Origin of the sequence: Nonomuraea sp. MG754425 (genome assembly GCF_021699195.1) — a bacterium.
GTDB lineage: Bacteria > Actinomycetota > Actinomycetes > Streptosporangiales > Streptosporangiaceae > Nonomuraea.
Map to the genome: position 1 here is coordinate 38412 of NZ_SSXE01000031.1, position 23103 is coordinate 61514.

A 23103-nucleotide genomic window follows, 5' to 3' on the forward strand; every position below is an offset into this window, starting at 1 on the left:
CGTTCCCCGGCCACCGGCCGTCGCTTCCGCTCCTTCCCGGGGGCTTGTAGCGTTCGCCTGTGAACCCGAGCGAGGGGAACTTCACGCACGAACCGCGCCCGTCGGCCGACGGCGATCCCCGGCGGATCGCGGGCTACCGGCTGAGCGGCGTCCTGGGGGCCGGCGGTCAGGGAGTGGTCTACCTGGGCCGGACCTCGACGGGGCGGCCGGTGGCCGTCAAGACGCTGCACGCTCGCCTGGCCGGCGACACCAGGGCCCGGGGGCGCTTCCTGCGCGAGGCCGAGATCGCCCGCCGGGTGGCGGCGTTCTGCACCGCGCGCGTGCTGGACGCGGGCATCGCGGACGGGCGGCCGTATGTGGTCAGCGAGTACGTCCAGGGCCCGTCCCTGGACGCGCTCGTGGCCGGGGACGGCCCGCGCACCGGCGGCGGCCTGGACCGGCTGGCGATCACCACGCTGACGGCGCTGCAGGCGATCCACCGGGCCGGCGTCGTGCACCGGGACTTCAAGCCGAGCAACGTGATCATGGGACCCGAGGGGCCGGTGGTCATCGACTTCGGCATCGCCGGCCTGCTCGAACAGTCCACCACCGGCTCCGGCCTGGTGGGCACCCCGGCCTACCTGTCGCCCGAACTGCTCGACGGCGACCGGGCCGGCGTCGCCTCCGACGTGTTCGCCTGGGCCGCGACCATGGTGTACGCCGCCACCGGCCACCGGGCCTTCCCCGGCACGGTCACGGCGGTCGTCCTGAACGCGATCATGACCCGCGAGCCCGACCTGACGAGCGTGCCCGGCCACCTCCGCCCGCTGCTGGCCGCCTGCCTGGCCAAGGACCCCGACTCCCGGCCCACCGTCGCCGACCTGCTGACCGCCCTCACCCAGGAACGACCCCTGCCCGGCCCCCGGGCGACCGTGGGCCGCCGCCGTCTGGTGCGGGCGCTCGCGGCGGGGGCGGCCGTCGCCGTGGCGCCCGCGGTGTACGGGCTGACGAACCTCCTCTCCTCCGAGGCCGGGACCCCGTTCGGGCGTCTGGTCCGCGAGCCGGTCGCGGGCCCCCAGAAGTGGGTCCTGTCGGTGGCGCTGAGCCAGGTGAACGGCCGCCCGGTCGTGGTCAGCGGCGGCTACGACGGCACCGTCGTCATGGCGGACCTGGCCACGGGCGCTCCCGTGGGCGCGACGCTGAAGGGTCACCGAGGGCCGGTCTGGTCGGTGGCGACGGGCCTGTCACGCGGCGGCCCCGTCGCGGTCTCCGCAGGCCGCGACGGCACGGCCCGCCTGTGGGACCTGTCGGCCGGCACACCGCTCCTCGAACCTTTCACGGGACACCGAGGCTCGGTGGAGTCGGTGGCCGTCGGCCGGCTGGGCGAGCGTCCCGTGGCGGTGTCCGGCAGCCAGGACGGCACGGTACGCGCGTGGGACCTGACGACCGGCGCGCCGATCGGCAAGCCGTTCGCGGCCCGTCCGGCGTGGGTCCTGGCGGTCGCGATGGGACAGCTCGACGGCCGCCCGGTCGTGGTGTCCGGTGACCACCATGGCGGGATCTTCGTCTCCGACCTGGCCACCGGCGCCCGAGTGGCCGAGCGCCCCAAGGGCCACCGCGGGCCGGTCGAGTCGGTGGCGGTGGGGCGGCTCGGCGACCGTCCGGTGGCGATCTCGGGCGGCGGCGACGGCGACCACACGGTACGGATCTGGGACCTGGCGAGCGCCGCGCCGATCGGCGAGCCGTTCACGGGCCACCGGAGCTGGGCCCTGGGCCTGGCCGCGGGCGAACTGGGCGACGGCCGCGCCGTGGTGGTGTCCGGCGGCTACCGGGACGGGACCGTACGGGTCTGGGACCTGGCCACCGGCGCACCCGTCGGCACCGCGTTCCTCGGCCACCGGGGCCTGATCGAGTCGGTGGCGATCGGGCCGCTGGACGGCCGCACGGTGGCGGTCTCCGCCGGTGACGACGGCCGGATCCGGGTATGGAGCCTCGGACCGCCGTATCCGGCTTGATCGCACCGGCCTGGAACGTGACTCCGGGCATCGGATTTTCACCCCGGCGGGATGATGCCCCATTTATCCCGTTCCTGCAGACCGCGACCGGCTGCTCGATCGTGAGGCCATCCATCGACACGGGCAGGCTTACCGCCGAGACATCTCCGAAAGCCACGTCGATCGTGGTCGTGCCAGACGTTTCCCGGCCACTGCGCAACAGCAGCAACGGCGGCGCTGTTCCCTCGTACACTCTGCGTCCATGCGATTAAAGATGATCTTTGTGCTGCTGGTGGTCTACGCCGTCACGGCGGCGCCCCTGTTCCTGCCCGGTGAGCTGCGGGTGGTCGTCCAGCCGGCTACCGCCGACGCGGTCGAGGTGTACTACGAGCCTGTCTCACCCGTGATGCTCCGGTCGTACGAGGGCATCGAGCCCTTCAACCGGGCGCAGATGCTCGCGGAGCAACGGGCCGAGGCGTATCCGGACGATCTCGCTCCCCCTTACATCGCCCACGGCGGACCGTACCGGCTCGTCGCCCCTTACGTCACGGCGCGCGGACGCGCGCTGGCTGCTCCGGTGCTCTCGGGGGTGTACTGGGACGAGGGGAGACAGGTCAGGTACGACATCGTGCCGGAGGTGCGGCAGGTCGCGAACAGTCAAGCGGCGCTGAACCGGGCGTTGCATGAAGACGGACTGCTTGACGAACCCGCAGCTCTCGGCGCGGGAATCGACGCGGAGACCAACCGGGTCGTCGTCGAGACGAACACCTTTGACCAAAATCTGCGCCACAGGCTGGCCGAGCGGTATGGCGGGCTCGTTGCCGTGATGTGGGATCCCCTCGCCCAGCCGCTACGCCTCTTGTGAGAGTTGCCGTCGATCATCCGGCGGGGCAGTCCGTGCCCGGCTCCGGGAGCGCCGGCTCCTGCGCTCCGGGCGTCGCACACGCACGAGTCGTCCGCACGCGCCATGGACCCTGATGCCGACCTCCATGCTCGTCGGCATGGTGCCTGCGCAGGCGCCAGGCGGCCTGGGCTCCCAGGCTGGTGTCGATGTGTTCGCGCATCGCGGCCGCGGCCGAGTCCGCGTCGCCCGCGATCACGTGGTCCAGCAGGGCTTCGTGTTCGGCGGCCTTGCGGTCGCGGGCGGCCTGGTCGCGTTCGACCTCCAGGGCGAGGCGGCGGTAGCGGTCGGACTTGTCCCACAGGCCGTCGAGGGTCTGGATGAGCAGGTCGTTGTGCGAGGCCGCGTAGAGCGCGGCGTGGAAGGTGCGGTGGGCGACGAGTTGTTCGTAGGCGGGGTTGCCGGGGAGCGGCCTGAGCCCTTCGTGGGCGGCACGGATGACGGACCGTTGGACAACGGGCGCTGCCTTGAGCTTCTGGAGTTCGCTGCTTCTCGGGCATGTGCGGTAGTCCGGACGGCCACTGGCGCGTCGCGTAGTGCTCCGTTTCCCCTGAGTTGTCAGGCTTTGCCCACCAAGCTGCCCTCCCGTGATGACTTCACCCCGGCTGTCTGGGGCAGAGCGGAGAGGCCGGCGGAATGGCCGGAGGCCACCCGTAGGGCGAGTGTGAGCGAGTTCGGCTGGCGTCTTCACGGCTGCTTACTGACTTGGGCGGTGGCGTGTGCGGCGGGTGGCGGTCGCCGGGGTCGTCCGGCCGGTGCGCCGGGACCGGCCGAGGCCGCATCAGTGACATGAAGGGCGAGAGCGGGAACTGTGAAAGGGGATGGTCGCCGGAGCGGCTGAGGCGGATCCAGGCATCAAGCGCTTACCATGAGCAATGTTATCAACACGAGGAGTGATTTCAATGGGCAGGCGAATGCTTGCGGCGTTCGGTGGTCTGGCCGCTGGTGCGGTACTCACGCTGGGCGTGAGTCTCCCAGCCCGCGCCGCTTCCGGCATTTTCGAGTTCACCACCCCCGGCGGAGTCCAAGACGTACTGATCAACCCCAACGACGAGGTCTGCTACAGCGCCGAAATCGGTGGTTTCACTACAAACGGCACTAATAGGAGCGCTGTTGTTTACAGCGGTGCCAATTGCAGGGGAGGTAGCCGGACGCTCCCCTCTCGTTCCTCGGGAAACCTAACCGGTCAAAGCGTTAGGTTCGTGCGTTAACGCTGCTGTGGGTGGGGCTGCTGGAAACACCACCGTACTCGCAATCTCGTCCGCAACGTGGGCCTGGCGGAGTACAGGCCCATGCAGTCGCAGACCTCCCCTGAGATGACGTTGGGCACGGTGTAACGGCGGCGCGTCCGATGGTCGGCGGGCGCGGTGGATGTGGTGTGCTCGGCATAGTCGGCTGCGGCATCGGCGGCATCGGCGGCATCGAGGCCGAGGCCGCGCTGCTCGGGCAGTCAGTCTCCATCCTCGTCCCCGACGTGATCGGCGTGCGCCTGCACGGCGACCTGCCCGTCGCCGCCACCGCGACCGACCTCGTGCTGACGCTCACCGAACGGCTGCGCGCGCACGGGGTCGTCGGCAAGATCGCGGAGTTCCACGGGCCGGGCGTCACCGCGCTGCCGGTCAGCGACCGAGTGACCCTCTCCAACATGAGCCCCGAGTTCGGCTCCACCGCCGCGCCGCCCGTCTACGCCGCCGACCTCGACCTCGACCTGGCCGGCATCGTCCCGTCCCTGGCGGGTCCGCGCAGGCCGCAGGACCGGATCGCCCTGGAGGGGGTGAAGGCGGCGTTCCGGGCTGCCGGCCACCCGCCGGCACGCGCGCGGCTGGCCGGCGGCGAGGAGATCGGGCACGGCGCCGTCGCCGCCGTCACCTCCTGCACCAACACCTCCAACCCGTCCGTCATGATCGCCGCCGGCCTGCTCGCCAAGAAGGCCGCCGAGCACGGACGTGGACGTGGCCGCCGTCCTGTCGGGCAACCGCAACCTCGAAGGCCGCATCCAGCCCGAAGTCCGCTCCAACTACCTCGCCTCCCCGCCGCTCGTGGTCGCCTACGCCCTGGCCGGCACCATGGACGTGGACCTCACCACCGAACCCCTCGGCACCGACGCCGAGGGGCGTCCCGTTCACCTGCGCGAGCCGTGGCCGAGCCCCGGCGAGGTGCGTGCAGTCATCGACGAGGTGATCCGCCCGGAGATGTTCACCCGGGCCTACGCCGACGTCCCGGGGTCGGCCACCTCCCCCTGGGACCCGGCCTCCACGTGACCGCGCCGCTCACCCGGCGACGCGGGCGCGGCCGGGTGTGCTCGCGCGGACGACGACCGCGCGCTGCCGAGCCGGGAGGGCGCCGGTCGCCGTCCACAAGGCGGCACGGTCGGCCACCGCTCCGTTCCCGGATGGCGGGCCGGTCCCGGTCGACGTCAGTTTCGACGCTGGCAGGCGTGCCGCCTCCCGAAGGGCGTCCCCGGGGTTCCCCGTAGCCGTGACAGGTGAAGATGCGCTTCCCCGCCCGCCTATTCCGAAGGCGCGTGGGCGGGCCGGAGGCCGTCGAAGACGACTGCCAGCGTCCGCGTGCGGAGCTCTTCGTCCCAGGTGTTGTGCTGGGCCGCCAGGCACGTGGCGCTCAGCAACGCCAGCAGCACCTCCATCTCCACGTCCCCCCGGACCGCCCCCGTCGCCTGGGCCCGCACCAGCAGCACCTCGATCGCCCCTCGGATGTCCGGGGCCCCCGCCTTGGCGTCGATGCCCACCGAGGCGAGCGCGTCCACCAGGACTTTTTTCACGGTCGAGTCCTCCACGACCGCCGTGAAGTACGTGAAGAACGCCGTGCCCGGATCGTCGGCGGTGGCCAGCTCGTCGGCCCGGTCGGCCAGGCGCCGCATCCGGTCGAGGACGATCGCCTGGTACAGCGTCTCCTTCGTGGGGAACTGGCGGTAGATCGTACCGACCCCGACGCCGGCTACCTCGGCGATCTCGCGCATGGACGCGTCCAGTCCATCGCGGGTCAGCACCACTTCGGCGGCCTCCAGCACGCGGGCACGGTTGCGTTGCGCGTCGGCGCGCATCATCCCCCATCACCTTCCCGTCTCACATTGACAACCGGAACATCTGTTCCGTATCGTCGAACCGGAACGATCATTCCGATTCTAGGGGACCCCCATGGACCACCTGAACCTGGGCCGCTCCGGCCTGCGCGTCTCGCGTGCCTGCCTGGGCACCATGAACTTCGGTACCGGGCACGGCCTGGCCGCCGGCGACGAGGCCGCCGCCGGACGGGTCATCGACGCCTTCCTGGAGGCGGGCGGCACCATCATCGACACCGCCGACCTCTACCACCGGGGCGAGACCGAGGAGATCGTCGGACGGGCGGTACGCGGCAGGCGCGAGGAGGTCATCCTGGCCACCAAGGGCGCCATGCCCGTGGGCGCGCAGGGACGCGGCCTGTCCCGCCGCCACCTGACCAGGGCACTCGACGCCAGCCTGCGCCGCCTCGGCACCGACTACATCGACCTGTATCAATGCCACCAATGGGATCCCGCGACCCCGATCGAGGAGACCATGGCCACACTCGACGGCTTCGTACGGGCGGGCAAGGTGCGCTACCTCGGCTGCTCCAACTTCAGCGCCACCCAGATCGTCGAGGCGCAGTGGGCCGCCGCCCGCGTGGGCGGAACCCCGTTCGTGAGCCTGCAGCCGCAGTACTCCCTGGCCCAGCGCGTGATCGAGGCGGAGATCCTGCCGGCCTGTGAACGGCACGGGATGGGCACGATCGTCTACGGAACCCTCGCCGGCGGCGTCCTGACCGGCCGCTACCGGCACGGCGAGACGCCCGACCCGGACAGCCGGATGGGCAGGCTGCTCGGCGAGCCCATGCCCGGCGCGAACCGCTGGGCCGGGTCGCTGCTCAATGACCGCAACCTGGACATCGCCGAGCAGGTCGTCAAGGTGGCCGCCGAACTGGGCATCGCGCCGTCGAAGGTGGCACTGGCGTGGGTGGCGGGCCGTCCCGGCGTGACCTCCGTCGTGCTCGGCCCCCGTACAGTGGAGCAACTGCGCGAGAACCTGGCCGCGTTCGACCTCGACCTGCCCGCGCAGGCACGGGCCCGCCTGGACGAGGTCTCCCGCCTCGACCTCGGCCCCCTCGACGGCTCCTTCTTCCACCTCACCCGTCCCATCGCCGGATGACCATCGTCGGACACGGTCCTCCCTCGGAGGGGCGTCGCCCCGAGCACGAACAAATCCGGCGCCGCGCACATCTGATCAGGCATGAGCGAGATCGATGCCGAGCGCGAGCCGGTGCCCGCCGATCGACACCTCGACTGGGATGGCTGCTTCAACGCCCGTGACCTCGGCGGCATCCCGGTGCCCGGCGGCGGACGGATCCGATGGCGGGCCGTCATCCGCTCGGACAGTCCGGAACGGCTCACCCCCTCCGGCTGGTCGGCGCTCACCACGTACGGCATCCAAACCGTCGTCGACCTGCGCAACCGCAGCGAGCGCCAAGGCGATCGGTGGGCGCGCCCCTCAGCCCTGAGCACGGTGCACGTCCCGCTGGACGACGCGGACGACACCGACTTCTGGACCTACGTGTGGGACAACGAGCTGGACGGTTCGCCGCTCTACTACCGGCTCTTCCTCGAGCGCAAGGCGCAGCAGTGTGTCGCCGCCGTCGCCGCCGTCGCCCGGGCCCAGCCTGGCGGCGTCCTCATCCACTGCGGCCTCGGCCGCGACCGCACCGGGCTGGTCGCCATGCTGCTGCTCGCCCTGGCCGGAGTCGGACCGGACGACATCGCCGCCGACTACGCACTGAGCACCCCGCGCCTGCCCCGGCTGTTCGCCGCCCTGGGGATCGACGACCAGACGGACGGCATCCAGGACATCCTGACGCGCAGGAACACCACCGTCCGGGCTGCCCTGCTCGACGCCTTGGACGGACTCGATGTGGAAGACCACCTGCGGGCGGCGGGGCTCATCGCGCCGGACCTCCAAGCCGTTCGCGAGCGTCTTGTGCGGGTGTGACCCCTTGCGCTCGCGGCTGGTGCGCCTCGGCTACCGAACGGTGGCGCGGATCATGGGGTGCTGTGTTCCACGCCTCGTGCGCCGGCCGGTACGGCGCGGGCGTCCCGCCGCGGGCGGATGAGGTCCTTCCAGTGGGCCGGCCAGTTCGCCAGCGCGACCATGGCCGTGATCACCAGGTGGACGGGGGCCGAGACCTCTTCGTACAGGGGCGCGTCATCGATGAGGTGCGTGGTCACCGCGGCGGTGAGGAGGAAGACCAGACTGGTGGCACCGAGGAATCTGAACCGTTTGTCAGGGATGACCAGCAAGATCGCGCAGATCAGCTCGATGGCCCCGGCGACGAACCTGAACCAGGCGGGAAACCCCCAATCGACGAATTTCACCGAATACGCCGGCCCGAAGAACGTCGGCCCCGGCCAGAACTTGGTGGCGAAACCGACGAAGAACTCCGCGGCCAGGACCCAGTAGAGGGCAGTGCGCAGCCATTGCGGGATACGTGCGGACATGATGCTTCCTCCGATGGAGAAACGGGTGCGCTCGAACCGCTGCATGAACGCCGGGCATGGTCGTCCTGCCGCTCGTCACACCCGCGACGTTTCGCGAGTCATAGACAATGACTTGCCGCGACGGAGGAATGTGACCGATGAGCGAACACGATCTGCTGACCGACCGATTCGAGGAGCACCGCGGGCATCTGCGCGCGGTGGCCCACCAGATCCTCGGCTCGGCCGCCGAGGCCGACGACGCCGTCCAGGAAGCCTGGCTCAGGCTCAACCGGTCCTACAGCAGCGAGGTGGAGAACCTGCGCGGGTGGCTCACCACCGTCGTCGCCCGCGTGGCGCTGACCATGCTGCGCTCACGCACCGCCCGGAGCGAGGATCCCCTGGACGCACCCGTGCCGCACCTGGCCGAACACGGCGACGACCCCGAGCACCAGGCGATCCTGTCCGACTCGGTCGGCCTTGCCCTGCTGGTGGTGCTGGACACGTTGCCGCCCAACGAGCGCCTGGCCTTCGTGCTGCACGACATGTTCGCCGTGCCGTTCGAGGAGATCGCCCCCATCGTCGACCGGACGCCGGCCGCGGCCAGGAAACTCGCCAGCCGAGCCCGCCGCCGCGTCCAGGGGGCGGCGCCGTCCCCCGACACCGACCTGGGCCGGCAGCGGGAGATCGTCCGTGCGTTTCTCGCCGCTTCGCGGCGCGGCGACTTCAACGCGTTGCTCGAGATACTGCACCCGGACGCCGTGCTCCGCGCCGACCGCGCCGCCACGGTCATGGGCGCCTCCGGGCTGGTCCATGGCGCCTCGGCGATCGCCGACACCCTCTCCGGCCGCGCCGTCCACGCACGCCTGGCACTGATCGACGGGGTCCCCGGCGCGTTGTGGACCCAGGCCGACCGGCCACGCGTGGCCTTCACCTTCACGACCTCCGCCGGCAGGATCACCGAGATCGACCTGATCGCGAACTCCGAACACCTCCGCACACTCGAACTGGTGCTGCTCAACGAGTGATCCGCTTCGACCGAACACAGATCCCCACCAGCGCACGGCGACCGGCAGGAACGGGTGCCGGGCCGGAGGCGGGAGCCGGCGCGGGCGAAGATCGCCGGTGGCAGAATCTCCGTGGTGACGATCTCTGACATTGTCCGTCATGTTCGGCGTACCAGCGTGCTGCTGCAGAGCTTCCGTTGGACGGCACGGCAGACGGTGCGGCTGGCGGCGCCCGCCCTCCTGGTGTCGCTGCCGGTGGCCGTCGTGGTGCTCCTGGCGGCCGTCCCGTTGGCCGGTGATGCGGGCACCCTGGTCAACGGCGAGTTCGCGCTGCTGACCCCGCTCCCGGGGCCGTCGGTGGGCTGGACGGTGGCGCTGCTGGTCGTCTGGATCCTCTCGCAGGCCGTGGTGTTGCCCGCGACGGTGCTCATGGCGGCGGGGCCGATGCTCGGACGTGCCGTGCCCCCGTCCGTCGCGTTGCGGACCGCGCTGCGGCGCGCGCCGGCCATGCTCGCGGCCGGTGCGCTCATGCTGCTCGAAGGGGTGGCGATCGGGGCGGCCGGGCTCGGCGTCGCCTGGGTGACGCATCAGGACTGGTTGTCGATCCTCGTCATGGCGGTGCTGGCGGTGGCCGCGGTGCCGTGCCTGCTGGCCGTCCCCGCCTTGATCCTGGAGGGACGTCCGGGGTGGCGGGCGCTCGGCCGCGGCCATCGCCTGGCCGGCGGCAGGCCGGCGTACGTCGGGGTCACGCTGCTCGTCGGGGTGCTGGGGCTGCCCGCGCTGGCCTGGCAGGGGCCGGACCTGCTCCCGCCGCTGCTGCCCGACTCGATCGCGGCGGCCGTCACCGGTGTGGTGTTCGCCGTGGTGAGCGTGCTGGTCGGCGCCTTCCAGGCGGTCGTGGTGGTCAGGATGTTCCTGCTCCTGGTGTCCGAGGCGGAAGGGGAAGCGGCGTTCGAGGCGATCGTGCGGCTGCTCCCGGACGCGCCGCCCACTCCCGCCAGGCCCGTACGGGTGCTCGCGGCTCTGACGCTGCCAGGTCTCCTGTACGGCGGCGTCGTCCTGGTCAACCCGCTCGGCTGGGTGGAGGTGGCGGAGACGAACGTGACCGGGGCATGGACGCGAGGGTCGCAAGCCCCGGGCGGCGGCGGTCGCACCGCCTCACCCACCTACGTCGACCTGCGTGCCCTGTACTCCGGCACGGACCGGACGCTGACCATGCTCATGGACAGCACGGAGAGCCCGACCAACCTGCTCACGTGCGCGGACTCCGGCTGCCGCGACACCACATTCATGTGGGCGAAGGAGCGCTCGCAGGTCGGGCCCGTGGCGGGCAGCGCCCGGCTGGCCGACGGGCGCCTGGTCCTGGCCGTCTGGAGGAGGGACCTCGAAGCCGACGACCCGGCCCGACGCATCCCCGTGGTCCGGCTCGGCCTGCTGATCTGCGACCGGGACGGGTGCGCTGCTCCGCAGGAGGGCGAACCGCTCTCCGAGCCCACCGATTACGCCGTGGCCAACTCCGTGGCCCTCGCCGTACGTCCGAACGGCGGCCTGGTCGTGGTGCAGACGCGCCGCAACGGCTCCGCGTCCGAGGATGATTCGGAGACGGTCTCGTTCACCTTCTGCGACGACCCGATCTGTTCCCGGCCCGAACGCAGGATGTCCGCCGGCCTGGACGCGGCCTTCGGGGACGGCGATGAGCGCAGCCTGACGCTGGTGGTCGGCCCGGACGACCGGCCGGTGGCCGCGCGCGCCGACTCCAGGACCGGCGCCATGTCCGTGATCGCCTGCGCCGAGGCGACCTGCGCGACACCGCTGGTGACGACGCCCGTGCAGGGCAGGCGCACGGCGGACGCCGACTACCGCAGCCGCAAGCGCGGCAGTGTGTCCATGGCCGTGCGAACGGACGGGCAGCCGGTCATCGTCCGCCGGGACGTGCTGGACGACTCGATCAGCCTGCTCGACTGCCGTGACCGGACCTGCGCTCAGCTCGACAGGATCGCGCCGGCGGGTCCGTCGCGCCTGCGCTCGCTGCCCGCCCTGGCACTGGACGGGGACGGGCGGGCGCTGGTGGCCTACCAGGATCCCGGCACCCGGCTGATCATGCTGGCCGCCTGCTCAGGCGGCACGTGCGAGACCACCGCCGTGACCAGCATCCGGTACGGCGCCGGCAGGGGCGTGGCCATGACCCTGGACGACCGGGGGCGGCCGGTGATCGCCTGGGTGGACGACAACGGGGGACGCGAGCGCGGCTGGGCACTCAAGGTCACCACGGTGCTCGACGCCGGGAACGTCACCACGTCGCCGGCGCGGTAGCCGCCTGCCGGAACGAGCCGGACTCAGCCCTCTCGCGCCAGGGCCCCCATCAGCGCGTCCAGCAGGCCCGGCACCGCCTGCTGGAGGGCGGTGCGGCGGAGACGGTGTCCGCGGGACGGGCCGACCATGACCGGGTGGAGGATGCCCGCCTCCACCAGGATCTTGAAGTGGTGGGTCGCGGTGGACTTGTTCAGGCCCTCGTAGAGATCCGAGCAGGGAGCCTCGCCGGCGGGATGCGTCGCCAGCCGGCGCACCATTTCCAGCCGTACGGGGTCCGCGAGGGCACGCAGCAGTTTCTGGACGGCCGCGACGGGCGGCAACTGGTCCGGCGGGGTCTCCCAGGACGGCATCAGACACTCCAAGTTTGACGAACATCGTACTTCTCCCTAGCATCACCGAAGTACGATCGGCATCAAACTTACCAGGAGTCCTCGTGCAGGCACTCTCCCCGGGCCGCCGTCCCCAGCCATGGAGCTACGCGGCCCTTCTCGTCCTCCTCATGCTCGGGCAGGCGACCTCCGCCATCCCTTCACCGCTCTACTCCCTGTACGCCGAGAAGTGGGATTATCCCCCTTTCCTGACCACCGTCATCTTCGCCGCGTACGGGGCCGTGGCGGTCGTCGCGATCCTTGTCTCCGGGCCGCTGTCCGACCGGTACGGCCGCCGGCCCGTGCTCCTGGTCGCCGTCCTGCTGCTGCTCGCCGGGCTGGCCGTCTTCGCCTTCGCCGCGGGGCCCGGGTATCTCGTCGTGGCGCGGATGCTCAACGGCGCGGGGATCGGCGCGATCGTCGTCGTCGGCGGGGCCGCCCTGCTGGACGTGAATCCGCAGCGTGCGGCCCACAGCGGGACACTCACCGCCATCGCGTTCAACGTCGGTATCGCCGTCGCCGCACTCGGCACCGCGGCCCTCGCCCAGATGGGCTTGCACCCCTTGCTCCTGCCGTATCTCGCCGACGCGCTCATCGCCTTCGTCCTGTTCGTCCTTCTGCTGGTGATGCGCGAGCCGCACGCCTCGGCCAGTGGCGCGCCGCTGGGGATCCCGCGTCCGCAGGTGCCCAAGGAGATCCGCGGGCGCTTCGCCTTCGCCGTGCTCGGCGCCGGCGCCGCCTGGGCCGTGCTCGGGGTCTGTTTCTCGCTCGAACCCTCGATCGCCTCCCACGCCGCGCAGGTCGACGGGCCGTTCTTCGGCGGCGTCGTCATCGCGGCCGTGACCCTCTCCGCCGCCTGCGCGCAGGTCGTCAGCGCCCGCTACCCGGCCCGTACGGTCGCACTGGTCGGTGACACGGCGCTCGCCGTGCTCATGCTGGCCGGGATAGCCGGCTTCGCGACCGGCGACGCGGTCGTCATCATCGTCACCGTCGCACTCCAGGGCGGCGCCTACGGACTCGCCTTCGGCGGCTCCCTGCGCCACCTGACCGCACACATCCCCGCCGAGCGGCGCGGGGCCGTCATGTCCATGTTCTACCTGCTCGCCTACGGCGCACTCATCACACCCACGCTCCTCGTGGGCATCGGCGCGACCGTCTGGAGCGGCACCGCGATCTTCCCCGTCTTCTCCGTGCTCGCGGCGCTCGTCTGCTTCTCCGCCGTGGCCGTCGAATGGGTGCTGGGACGTCGAGGACGACGCCTTGAGCCGACCCGGGTGCCGGCGACGCAGGTGCCGGGGCTGAGCGAGATCGACTGACCGGACCGGCCACCGTTGGGGCAGTCGGCGATTTCTGGAGATCGCCGCATATGACGCCACAGACGCCACAACAGCGTTCGCCGCGTCAGGTGCTCTCGATCGAACCGGAGACCTGACCGCCGTTCTCCTCGTGCGAGGTCCTGTGTGCTGAGGCCGGCACCTCGACCTGTTCGGTGTCCTTGTCGCGGGTCACCCAGAAGTAGACCAGCGCGCCGATGAACAGCACGATCGACGTCCACTGGTTGATCCGCAGTCCCAGGAGCGTCACCGCGTGGTCCACGCCGCCGACCGGGTCGATCCGCAGCCCTTCGATCCAGAACCGTCCGAACGTGTAGCCGGCGACGTAGAGGGCGAACAGGCGGCCATGGTGCAGGGCGAACCGCCGGCCGGCCAGGATCAGTGCGAAACCGAGCGCCGCGTCCCACAAGGACTCGTACAGGAAGGTCGGGTGGTAGAGCACGCCCGGCTCGCCGCCGTGCGCCTGGTCGATCTCCAGCCCCCAGGGCAACGTGGTCGGGCTGCCGTACAGCTCCTGGTTGAACCAGTTGCCCCAGCGGGCGATCGCCTGCCCGAACGCGATGCCGGGCGCGACCGTGTCGGCCACCGCGCCCAGCGACAGCCCCCGCCGGCGGCAGGCCAGCCACACGCCCAGGCCCCCCAGGGCGACCGCGCCCCAGATGCTGAGCCCGCCTTCCCAGATGAACAGCGCCTGGTAGGGCTCCTTGATCGCGCGCGGGCCGAAGTAGGTCTGCCAGTCGGTGATGACGTGGTAGAGGCGAGCCCCGATCAGTCCGAAGACCACTCCGGGGACCGCGATGTCGCCGATCACGCCCTTCTCGCCACCGCGGGCGCGCCAGCGGCGCTCGCTCAACCAGATGCCGAAGCCGATCGCGACGATGAAGCACAGTGCGTAGGCCCGGATCGGGATGAACCCGAGATGCCAGACCCCTTGGGCAGGGCTGGGAATCGAGGCGAGAAGCATGCCGGTGAGGCTAGCCAACGCCAGGCCGCTCGGCCGCCTTCGTGTCCTGATCGCGAACGTACTGCGGCCGATCGGTTGCCGGCCGGTTTCCCTTCGCGGCGCGGCCGAGGCGGACGGCCGAGATGAGGAAGAAGATGCCGCCGGGGATGGCGTAGCCGGCCGCGTTGGTCAGTGTCGCGTCGGGCGCTGCGGCGCCGACGATGAAGGACACACCGGCGAGTACGGAGATGCCACCGCTGATGATCATCGGCCACTGGCCGCCCATCGTGCGACGGGTGACGCCCACGATGAGCTGGACCAGGCCGGCCACCACCGCCCAGGCGCCCCACACGCGCAACACCGCCGGGATGCCGGAGGCGCAGGCGATGGCCACGCCGACGGTGGTGATCAGGCTGACCGCGATGTTGACGTACAGCAGGGCCGGCGATCCGGTGCTGCGCGACGCGCGGGCGTCGGTGACGGCGGCGGCCACGTCGAACAGCGGGTAGAGCACGAGCAGGGTGACCGCGAGCGGACCCAAGGTCGAGGCGGTCGTGAACATCGCCAGGGCCCAGACGATGGCGAACGCGAACCGGACGAAGTACAGCCGCCGCAGTGTGGACGCGGTCCCGGGGATACCGACGGCGATAGCGCTCATGATGCTTCCTTCGATGGATGATCTTGCCGGCCGGCCACCCGGATGGGATGGCCAGCTAGACCGAACGTTCTGTCTCGGCTGAGCATGGCAAGCGGCGACGCCGCCTGTCAAGACCGAACGTTCTATCCGCTACGATGGCCGTATGCCCAGCCAGTCCGAAGGCCGGCCGTCCGAAGCGCGGTCCCGGCTGCTCCACACGGCCACCCGGCTCTTCTACGCGGAGGGCATCCACGCCGTCGGCATCGATCGCATCGTCGTCGAGGCGAAGGTGACGCGGGCCACCCTCTACCGGCACTTCCCCGGCAAGGAAGACCTCGTCCTCGCCTACCTGGCCGAGGTCGACCGAGCCATCCGGGGTCAGGCCGACGAAGCCCTCGCCGCCCGGCTACCGGCCGCCGACACCATCCGGGCCCTCAGCGAGGGCATCACCCAGGGCATCCGGTCCCCCGATTTCCGGGGGTGCGCCTTCCTCAACGCCGCCGCCGAGTATCCCGACTCCGCGTCCCCGGTGCACCAGGCCGTACTCGGCCACCGCCAATGGTTCCTGGAGACCGTCACGGCGCTGCTGGCCAAGATCCATGAGGACGGCGCCGAACCCGCCGCCCGCCACTTCGTCATGATGCGCGACGGCGCCATGGCCGCCGGCTGCCTGTTCGACCCGGCGCTGATCTGCGAGACCTTCCTGCACGGAGTCGAGAGGCTCCTGCGGGTCTATGCCACCACCGACTACAACGAACCGACGCAAGCCTGAAACCGCCGGCCCGCGCGGTACGGCCTGGCCCTGCCGGGGCGTGCGACATCGGTCAGGTTGGAGCGATCAGGAATCGAGAAGCGCCGGCCGCCCATTCGCAATAGCGTGACGAGCACGCCGCAAAAGCAGGCGACAGCGTCACTCGGCAAGGAGCGAAACGGCATGGCACGCAGCCGGAAGATCATTTATTGGGCTTCCACCCTTATGCTCGCATCGGGGTTGGTCGGTTCCGGGATTCAGCAATTGTTGCGAACCGAAGGCGAGGGGGCATTGGCGCCGCCCTACGCCTGGGGAATCGTGGAGCTGGGCTACCCTGTTTACATTCTGACGATGCTGGGCATCTGGAAGATCCTGGGTGCGGTGGCGATCGTCATCCCCAGGTATCCGCTGCTCAAGGAGTGGGCGTATGCCGGGCTGATCTTCCTTCTCACCGGCGGGATGTTCTCGCATATCGCGTCGGGCGACCCCTGGTATCAATTGCTTCCGGCACTCTTCCTGCTCGTTTTCACGGCGGCGTCATGGCACTTCAGGCCGACCGACAGAAGGCTGCTGACGCATCGACCCGACCCTGGTTTCGCGTAGTCTCGCGAACACGACGTCTGCTTCCTTCCGGCGTGCAGGCGCCCCGCGCTTGCAGCGCGTAGGCCAGGTGATCGAACACGAGGCGCAGGCCCAGTTCGCCGCCGAACATGCCGGGCCGGCGAACCGCCTGGTTGAGCCGGTCTCTGAGGTAGACGCGGATCTCTGTCGTTCAGCCCGGCCATCCCCGAGGGTGGCTACGTCTCACAAAAAAGCTGGCTTACCCGTATTGCGTGCGCGTGTGATGCGCGAGAGTATGCGACTGACAGCAGATTGATCTTGGTGTCGACGGGGCTGGGGGTGCCTCTTGGATATCCACACGGGGGAAGATCCGCTCGTTTTCGCTAAGAAACACCCGGCCGGTCGGGAACGTTTTCCCGCTGTGGTGAAATTCAAATTTGTCGTCCGATCCTGAGCGATCCGTGCAGCCGTACTTCCGGAAGTCCTTGGTCCAGCCAACCAGCCGGTGCCGAGCGCCGCGGACGCCCTACCGCCCGAGCAGTTGCGCGGCATGCTTGGCACGTTCCCGAAAGGGGTCCGCCCAGGTGAAACTGGGTCCGGGCAGAACCAGCAGAGCAAGAATCCCCGTCACCGCCAGGAGGCCCTTACCGATGCCCGATGCCCCCCTGCTGCACTACAGCGCCAGCACCGCTCCCCTCCAGGCAGGCAGCCCCGACAACCCCGCCGCCAACACCATCGACATCACCATCTCCAGCCCGGCCGGCCAGAACATCTACTGCGACAAGATCGACGTCGCCGTTCCGATCAGCGAACCGGGCGACGGAGGCGCGTACTTCACCGAGAACCCGCAGTCCTCGATCGCCGGCAAGTGGAGCCCGGCGCCCGCCCAGGTGAAGACCGGGCGGGCACTCGGCCTCGCCTCCGACGCGAACTACTACCACTTCCCCTTCAACGCCCCGCCCATACCCGGGTTCGACCTCATCGACGAACCGCTGAAAATCACCATCACCGGCAACCTCGCCGCCACTCCCGGCAGCGTCCTCACCTGCCTGGTCACCGAGGACTCCGGCACGACCAGCGGCCACTACACCCGCAAGGAGACGCAGGAATTGACCTGGGACACCGCGGAGCCCGTCTTCTTCCTGCGCAACTTCCTGGCCACCGCCCCAAGCGAGCCGACCATACCCAAGACCAAATTCAACGCCGGCGACGAGATCTACCTCACCTGGGAGAGCAACGGCGACTCCTACTTCCTGTACGACGGCGACGGCACGATCCTCAACCCGGACACCCCCTCCGCCACCTCTCACCTCATCACGAGCGCGATCGCCAACGACACCACCTTCACGTTGAAAGCGTCCAAGAAGAACGCCACCGGTTTCGAGACGGTCGACCGATACGTCACCATCACGGTCACCATCAACAATCCGACTCTTAGCGGATTGACCAGCACCGGAGATATCACCGCCAAGGCCGGGCTCGATGTGAGCGGGCTGCTGGAGGTCGCGAACAGAATGACCATCGGCAACTACCCGATCGATGGGTCAACCAACTACCTGAGCGTCAGAGGGAACGTGGACATCGGAGGGGCTCTGCTGGTCACGAACGGAGAAGACGGTGAAACCTACCTGGCTCTCGGCGGGAAGCACATGGAATTTCACGGGTTTCTTCGCGTGAATGACCTGCTGGTTCGAGGCGACGACGGCGTCGGAAAACTGACAACCGAGGACAGCACCGGGCTGAAGGTCGTAAGGCTGGAGTACGACAATGACATCTGACGAGCGAGGTGGCACCCACAAGGTCTCCATCTCATGACGCATCAGGCGGGTCGTGTTCGTCGACGGGGACGTCACGACGTCATGGACTTCCGGCTTCGCGGGGCTCGTCGCGCGTCGCTGCTCCCGTGCGGTGAACCAGGCCGCCACGTTGCGGTCGCGTTCGGTCTCCGGCGGCATCGCCTCCAGCAGCCGCGTGTGACGGTCGGTGATCGCGGCGGCCAGCATCCGGTCGGTGGGTACGAACAACTGGTTCCGCCTGACCGCCTCGATCACCTGCCTGCCGCCGGCATCGGGGTCGATGCCGGCTTCGTGGAGCAGCGCGTCGCCTGCTGGGTCAGGTGCCGGGTGGCCGAGTTGGCGATGATCGAGGTGCGGACCATGCCGGGGCAGAGCACGGTGATCCCGATCTTCGCGCGGATCAGCTCGGGATGAGCGGCCAGGAGACCTTCGAGACCATCCGGCGCGGGCTGCCCCTGCTGACCGGCTCCTGGCCGAGCGGGCCTGCTCGGGGTGCCGGCGCTCTCGAGTACCGAGCGGGTCGGTATCCGGTTGGATGCGGTTCTGGGTCTTTCTCGCGGGGCCGCGATGAGTTCTGCGGTGTCCGGCGGTCTTAATGTCGTACCCGTTGACCGAGGAGGACTCTTCATGCACAGCGTTACCGATTCGATGAGCGTCGAGCCGGACGGCCGCTTCGGCAGGCCGCCGGTCGACGACTGCGACATGCCGATCGAGCGGGAGGCGAGCTCGTGCTGAGGCAGGTCGCGGAGGGTGTGCTGGTACACGAGAGCGAGTTCGTGCAGAGCAACACCGTTGTGGTGCAGGGTCGGGCCGGTGTGTTGCTCATCGACCCTGGGGTGACCGGCTCCGAGATCGACTGCCTGGCGAACGACCTTCGTGGGTTGGGTCAGTCCGTTGTGGCGGGGTTTTCCACGCATCCGGACTGGGATCATCTGCTCTGGCACGCCCGGCTCGGCGAGGCCCCCCGTTACGGCACTGCGCGCTGCGCGGCCACTATCGGCGCGGAACTGTCGGATCCGGGGGCGAAGGCCCGCATCGCCGACCACCTGCTCGAGACGGAAGTCGCCGGGCAGGTACCGCTGGACCTGCTCGGCCTCATCGTCGGCCTGCCCGCCGGGACGGCACAGATTCCTTGGGACGGCCCTGAGGTCCGGATCATCGAGCATCAAGCGCATGCCCCGGGCCACGCGGCGCTGTTGATCGAGGAGCGCGGGGTTCTCGTCGCCGGCGACATGCTGTCCGATGTCCTGGTTCCGATGTTCGACCTGGACGCCGCGGACCCGATCGAGGACTACCTCACCGCGCTGCGGCTGCTCGAGGGCGTGGCGAGCGGGGTCGATGTCGTCGTCCCGGGCCACGGTTCCGTCGGCGGAGCCGGCCAGGTGCAGGCACGGATCGACCAGGATCGGGGGTATGTACGCGCATTGCGGGACGGCCAGGTCGCCGCCGACCCACGGGTCGGCCCGTCAGCCAAGCCCGGCTGGGAGTGGGTGAGCCACGTGCACGAAGGGCAACTCCAGCGTCTCGCCCAGGGAAGCGAGCGCGACGGGGCGTCCCACTAGCGATCGGTGCACGACACGGCCGGTGCGCCTGTCGCCGGTCGGGATCTGGGGCGGCGGCTCCCCACGCGGCGGCATCGTCGCCGTCTGACGGGGCCTGCTCCCTCAGGAGGCCAGGAGGCGCAGGCCGTCGTGGGAGGGGGTGCCGGGGTCGGCGGTCCAGGTGATGAGCCGCTGGCCGGGGTCGGTGGCGCAGACGAGCGAGGACCAGTCGAGGGTCAGGTCGCCGGCGACCGGGTGGCGCAGGAGCTTGGTGCCCATGCCGCCGACGGCGACGTTGTGGGCGCCCCACCACCGGCGGAAGTCCGGGTCGCGCACCGACAGCTCGCCCACCAGCTCCATCAGCCGGGGATCGTCGGGGTCCCTGGCGGCTTCCATGCGCAGTTGCGCCACGCCGCTCGGGGCGATGTCCCGCCAGTCCGCGTACAGCCGCCGCATGGCGGGGTCGGTGAAGATCAGCCGGACGAAGTTCCGCTGCCTCTCCGGGATCCGGCCGAAGTCGGTGACGAGGGCGGCGGCCATCTGGTTCCAGGCGAGGATGTCGGTGCGCCGGCCCAGGACCACGGCCGGGACGGTGGCGAGGTCGTCGAGGAGCCGCCGCAACTGCGGCTGGACCTGCTGGGCGACGGGCCGGCGTGGCCGGGCGGCGTCCTTGCCGGACAGTTCGAACAGGTAGGCGCGTTCGTCGTGGTCGAGCCGCAGGATGCGCGCGATGGCGTCCAGCACGGGTGCGGAGGCCCGGCGACGTCCCTGCTCCAGGCGCGTGTAGTAGTCGGTGCTGATCGACGCCAGCAGGGCCACCTCCTCCCGGCGCAGTCCCTTGACCCGCCGCCGGCCGCCGGAGCCGGGCAGGCCGACCATGGCCGGGCTGAGCGCCGTCCGGCGGGCCCTGAGGAAGTCGCCCAGTTCACTGCGATGCGCATTGCTGCTCATATGACCCCAGTCTGGCACCCGGTGCGGACGGCGTGAGGGGGCCGGGCCTGTCCCAGGACAGCGCCGTCCCAGGACACAGGCCGCCCGTTTTCCGCCGGGGCGGCGCATGTGACGGTGGATGCCCGCAACCACCTGAGGAAACCCGAGGACATGAAGACGAACGTCACCTTCTCCAGCGGCGGCCTGGCTGTCGCCGGGATCCTGTTCACCCCGGACGGCCACGCCGGGCACCGATCGCCGGCCGTCGTCGTCTCCCACCCCGGGGGCGGCGTGAAGGAGCAGACCGCCAGTGTGTACGCCGAGCGCCTGGCCCGTGCCGGTTTCGCCGCGCTCGTCTTCGACGCCGCGTACCAGGGTGAGAGCGCGGGCGAGCCGCGCGGCCTGGAGAACCCCTTCCAGCGCGCGGAGGACGTCAAGTCCGCCGTGAGCTTCCTCACCACCCGGGACGACCTCGACCCGGATCGCATCGGCGCGCTGGGCATCTGCGCCTCCGGCGGCTTCGTCCCGTACGCGGCGCAGACCGACCACCGCATCAGGGCCGTGGCCACCGTCAGCGCCGTGGACCTGGGGCACGCCTTCCGCGAGGGGCTCGGCCGGACGCAGCGGCCGGAGGTGCTCCAGGCCCTGCTCGACCAGGCCGGGGCCGCCCGTACGGCGGAGGCGCGGGGCGAGGCGCCGTGGCTGGTGCCCTGGATCCCCGCCGGCGCGGAAGAGCTGCCCGCGGACGCGACCAGGCAGGTCCGCGAGACCTGGGAGTACTACCGCACACCGCGCGGCCACCATCCCAGGGCGGTCCAGGGGTGGGTGTTGCGCAGTATCGACCAGATCGCGCAGTACGACTCGTACGCGATGATCGGCCGCATCTCGCCCCGGCCGCTGCTGATGATCATCGGCTCGGAGGCGGAGAGCGGGTACGTCAGCCGCGAGGCGATCGAGCGCGCGGCCGAGCCCAAGGAGTTGTTCGTCATCGACGGCGCCACCCACGTGGACCTGTACGACAAGGACGAGTACGTCACCCCCGCCGTCGCCCGGCTCGCCGCCTTCTTCGGCGAGCACATGTGATCGGCAGGTCGCGAGTGATCCACGCCGGGCCCTGTCGCGACGGGGGACCGGCGTCGTATGGTAGATCAACTCCGTGATATGAGGGGGCATAGGTGGAACTGTCACGTCGTGGGCTGATGAAGCTGGGCGGTGGAACGGCTGCCGGACTGGCCTTCGGAAACACCGGACTTCCCGCGGCGGCCGGCGCCCTGTCTCTACCGGCGTCCCCGTCGTTCGACCTGCACGATGACGTGACCGCCCTGTTCATGCACCAGAAGGCGTGGTGCGCGCCGGTCATGCAGTGTGCGGGCTACGACCATCTCAACAAGCACTGGTACGTCACCCAGGTCATGTACATCCCGGCCGACGGCGTGACACAGACGACGCGGACCTACCAGGGCGACCTCTGCGTCACCAAGCTGAGCGCGGACGGCACGACGAAACTCGGCCGCATGTATCTGATGGGCTTCGGCCACGGGGCGCAGTTCGGCATCGAGGCGACGGCCGCCGGGCAACCGCCGTACCTGTGGATCGAGTACGACTCCGTGCCGTCCTCGGCGGGCGTGGGGGCCGGCGTCAAGCTCTGCCGGATCAGGTACATGGGGCCGCCGACCGATCAGCCGGCGCGGCACTTCCGCTGGGACAACGCGCAGGACCGGGCCGACATGAACTTCCTGGACCGCACGCCCGACCCGCTGCAACTGCCCGGCGCCGGGGCGACGCTGTCCGCACCCCGTCCCGTGGTGGATCCGCTGAACAGGCGGCTGCTGGTGCGCTTCACCCGCAACGGGCAGCGGCAGGCGGCCGTGTGGGACCTCGCGACCGCGGTGGCCGCGCCGCTCGGGGCGCCGCTGGTGCTGCGGGAGAACCTGCCGAAGGAGGAGACGCTCGCGCAGGGGTTCTGCTGCTACGGCTCGTACATGTACCAGTTGGAGGGGAAGGGGTACGCGAAGATCCCGCGCGACCCGGCGGACGAGGGGACGACGTACATCACGAAGATCGACCTCAACTCCTCCGCCACCGAGCGGGTGTTCACCCGGGCGCTGAAGAGCCTCGACTACCGGGAGCCGGAGGGCATGAACATCATGCTCGTTCCCGACCCGGCCAACGCGGGCGCGTACCTGCCCCGGCTGACCTTCGGCTTCGCGTCGGGGCTCCCGGGCGACCGGCGGGTCAACATCGCGTACAAGGATGCGCTGATCTAGCGTCTTCGCAGGCTGTGCGCACGGAGTCGTTCGACGACTGCGGCGGCTGGTACTGTGTGTGGCGCAGTGACGACTGGGTCCGCTGCGGAGGCCGAAGAGGAGGTGAGTTGATGACTGTCGTGGAGACCGCCGCCATGCGCGGCGCCCGGACCATCCTCACTTCCCGGGCCTCGTCCTGACCCGCACCTGCCGTCCGCTCCCCTAGCGGGAGTCCCCGGTCGCGCGTGCCGTCCGGAGGGGCCCCGTTCCAAGGGTCTCCATGGTGTCTCATCAACCTGCCCGCA

At 70.3% G+C, this 23103-nt stretch carries 21 protein-coding genes and 1 pseudogene; 15 read left to right on the plus strand and 7 right to left on the minus strand.

What is annotated here, in order from left to right; translation table 11 throughout:
• Window positions 1–59: 59 nt before the first annotated feature.
• Together FAF44_RS13680 and FAF44_RS13685 are read left to right on the plus strand one after the other, a co-directional pair.
• On the plus strand, window positions 60–1994 hold the full coding sequence (locus FAF44_RS13680; RefSeq protein ID WP_237103497.1) for a serine/threonine-protein kinase: 1935 nt from the start codon (window positions 60–62) through the stop codon (window positions 1992–1994).
• A gap of 241 nt (window positions 1995–2235) precedes the next feature.
• Window positions 2236–2838, plus strand: a complete 603-nt coding sequence (locus FAF44_RS13685; RefSeq protein WP_237103498.1) for a hypothetical protein — start codon at window positions 2236–2238, stop codon at window positions 2836–2838.
• Between the two features lie 13 nt (window positions 2839–2851).
• On the opposite strand, the gene FAF44_RS13690 is transcribed toward FAF44_RS13685, so the two are convergent.
• Window positions 2852–3565: an FCD domain-containing protein gene (locus FAF44_RS13690; RefSeq protein ID WP_237103499.1), complete on the minus strand. Its 714-nt coding sequence runs from the start codon at window positions 3563–3565 to the stop codon at window positions 2852–2854.
• A gap of 690 nt (window positions 3566–4255) precedes the next feature.
• Between FAF44_RS13690 and FAF44_RS13695 the strand changes: the two are divergent.
• Window positions 4256–5093 (plus strand): annotated as a pseudogene (locus tag FAF44_RS13695) (aconitase family protein); the annotation flags it as partial.
• A gap of 290 nt (window positions 5094–5383) precedes the next feature.
• Here FAF44_RS13695 and FAF44_RS13700 read toward each other — a convergent pair.
• Window positions 5384–5938 carry a TetR/AcrR family transcriptional regulator gene (locus FAF44_RS13700; RefSeq protein WP_237103500.1) on the minus strand — a complete coding sequence of 185 codons (555 nt, stop codon included), beginning with the start codon at window positions 5936–5938 and terminating at the stop codon, window positions 5384–5386.
• Window positions 5939–6029: 91 nt separating this feature from the next.
• Here FAF44_RS13700 and FAF44_RS13705 point away from each other — a divergent pair, with 91 nt between their 5' ends.
• Both FAF44_RS13705 and FAF44_RS13710 read left to right on the plus strand, forming a co-directional pair.
• Window positions 6030–7055: an aldo/keto reductase gene (locus tag FAF44_RS13705; RefSeq protein ID WP_237103501.1), complete on the plus strand. Its 1026-nt coding sequence runs from the start codon at window positions 6030–6032 to the stop codon at window positions 7053–7055.
• Window positions 7056–7136: 81 nt separating this feature from the next.
• Window positions 7137–7889, plus strand: coding sequence for a tyrosine-protein phosphatase (locus tag FAF44_RS13710; protein WP_237103502.1), 753 nt, complete (start codon window positions 7137–7139; stop codon window positions 7887–7889).
• Between the two features lie 50 nt (window positions 7890–7939).
• Here FAF44_RS13710 and FAF44_RS13715 read toward each other — a convergent pair whose 3' ends face one another.
• Window positions 7940–8395: a DoxX family protein gene (locus FAF44_RS13715; protein WP_237103503.1), complete on the minus strand. Its 456-nt coding sequence runs from the start codon at window positions 8393–8395 to the stop codon at window positions 7940–7942.
• 137 nt (window positions 8396–8532) lie between these two features.
• Here FAF44_RS13715 and FAF44_RS13720 point away from each other — a divergent pair, with 137 nt between their 5' ends.
• Window positions 8533–9399 (plus strand): sigma-70 family RNA polymerase sigma factor, encoded by an 867-nt coding sequence (locus tag FAF44_RS13720; RefSeq protein WP_237103504.1) that lies wholly within the window; start codon window positions 8533–8535, stop codon window positions 9397–9399.
• A gap of 114 nt (window positions 9400–9513) precedes the next feature.
• Window positions 9514–11691 carry a hypothetical protein gene (locus tag FAF44_RS13725; protein WP_237103505.1) on the plus strand — a complete coding sequence of 726 codons (2178 nt, stop codon included), beginning with the start codon at window positions 9514–9516 and terminating at the stop codon, window positions 11689–11691.
• A gap of 23 nt (window positions 11692–11714) precedes the next feature.
• Here the strand turns inward: FAF44_RS13725 and FAF44_RS13730 are convergent, their stop codons facing one another.
• Window positions 11715–12041 (minus strand): helix-turn-helix transcriptional regulator, encoded by a 327-nt coding sequence (locus FAF44_RS13730; protein ID WP_237103506.1) that lies wholly within the window; start codon window positions 12039–12041, stop codon window positions 11715–11717.
• Between the two features lie 83 nt (window positions 12042–12124).
• Here FAF44_RS13730 and FAF44_RS13735 point away from each other — a divergent pair, with 83 nt between their 5' ends.
• Window positions 12125–13375, plus strand: a complete 1251-nt coding sequence (locus FAF44_RS13735; RefSeq protein WP_237103507.1) for an MFS transporter — start codon at window positions 12125–12127, stop codon at window positions 13373–13375.
• 85 nt (window positions 13376–13460) lie between these two features.
• Here the strand turns inward: FAF44_RS13735 and lgt are convergent, their stop codons facing one another.
• Window positions 13461–14357: a prolipoprotein diacylglyceryl transferase gene (lgt, locus tag FAF44_RS13740; RefSeq protein ID WP_237103508.1), complete on the minus strand. Its 897-nt coding sequence runs from the start codon at window positions 14355–14357 to the stop codon at window positions 13461–13463.
• Window positions 14358–14367: 10 nt separating this feature from the next.
• Complete coding sequence (locus FAF44_RS13745; protein ID WP_237103509.1) at window positions 14368–14994, minus strand: hypothetical protein; 627 nt, start codon at window positions 14992–14994, stop codon at window positions 14368–14370.
• A gap of 142 nt (window positions 14995–15136) precedes the next feature.
• Here FAF44_RS13745 and FAF44_RS13750 point away from each other — a divergent pair, with 142 nt between their 5' ends.
• The 5 genes from FAF44_RS13750 (at window position 15137) to FAF44_RS13770 (ending at window position 19643) form a co-directional block, all read left to right on the plus strand.
• Complete coding sequence (locus FAF44_RS13750) at window positions 15137–15745, plus strand: TetR/AcrR family transcriptional regulator (RefSeq protein ID WP_237103510.1); 609 nt, start codon at window positions 15137–15139, stop codon at window positions 15743–15745.
• 105 nt (window positions 15746–15850) lie between these two features.
• Window positions 15851–16327, plus strand: a complete 477-nt coding sequence (locus FAF44_RS13755; RefSeq protein WP_237103511.1) for a DoxX family protein — start codon at window positions 15851–15853, stop codon at window positions 16325–16327.
• A gap of 608 nt (window positions 16328–16935) precedes the next feature.
• Entirely contained in the window at window positions 16936–18063 is a 1128-nt protein-coding gene (locus FAF44_RS13760; protein ID WP_237103565.1) for a hypothetical protein, read from the plus strand.
• A gap of 33 nt (window positions 18064–18096) precedes the next feature.
• The gene (locus tag FAF44_RS13765) at window positions 18097–18495 is read left to right on the plus strand and encodes a hypothetical protein (protein ID WP_237103512.1); all 399 of its coding nucleotides are present in this window, start codon (window positions 18097–18099) and stop codon (window positions 18493–18495) included.
• Between the two features lie 314 nt (window positions 18496–18809).
• Window positions 18810–19643: an MBL fold metallo-hydrolase gene (locus tag FAF44_RS13770; RefSeq protein ID WP_237103513.1), complete on the plus strand. Its 834-nt coding sequence runs from the start codon at window positions 18810–18812 to the stop codon at window positions 19641–19643.
• Window positions 19644–19745: 102 nt separating this feature from the next.
• On the opposite strand, the gene FAF44_RS13775 is transcribed toward FAF44_RS13770, so the two are convergent.
• Window positions 19746–20573: a helix-turn-helix domain-containing protein gene (locus FAF44_RS13775; protein ID WP_237103514.1), complete on the minus strand. Its 828-nt coding sequence runs from the start codon at window positions 20571–20573 to the stop codon at window positions 19746–19748.
• Window positions 20574–20723: 150 nt separating this feature from the next.
• On the opposite strand from FAF44_RS13775, the gene FAF44_RS13780 reads away from it, so the two are divergent.
• Window positions 20724–21635 carry an alpha/beta hydrolase gene (locus tag FAF44_RS13780; protein WP_237103515.1) on the plus strand — a complete coding sequence of 304 codons (912 nt, stop codon included), beginning with the start codon at window positions 20724–20726 and terminating at the stop codon, window positions 21633–21635.
• Window positions 21636–21727: 92 nt separating this feature from the next.
• Window positions 21728–22819 carry a hypothetical protein gene (locus FAF44_RS13785; RefSeq protein ID WP_237103516.1) on the plus strand — a complete coding sequence of 364 codons (1092 nt, stop codon included), beginning with the start codon at window positions 21728–21730 and terminating at the stop codon, window positions 22817–22819.
• The last annotated feature ends 284 nt before the right edge of the window (window positions 22820–23103 follow it).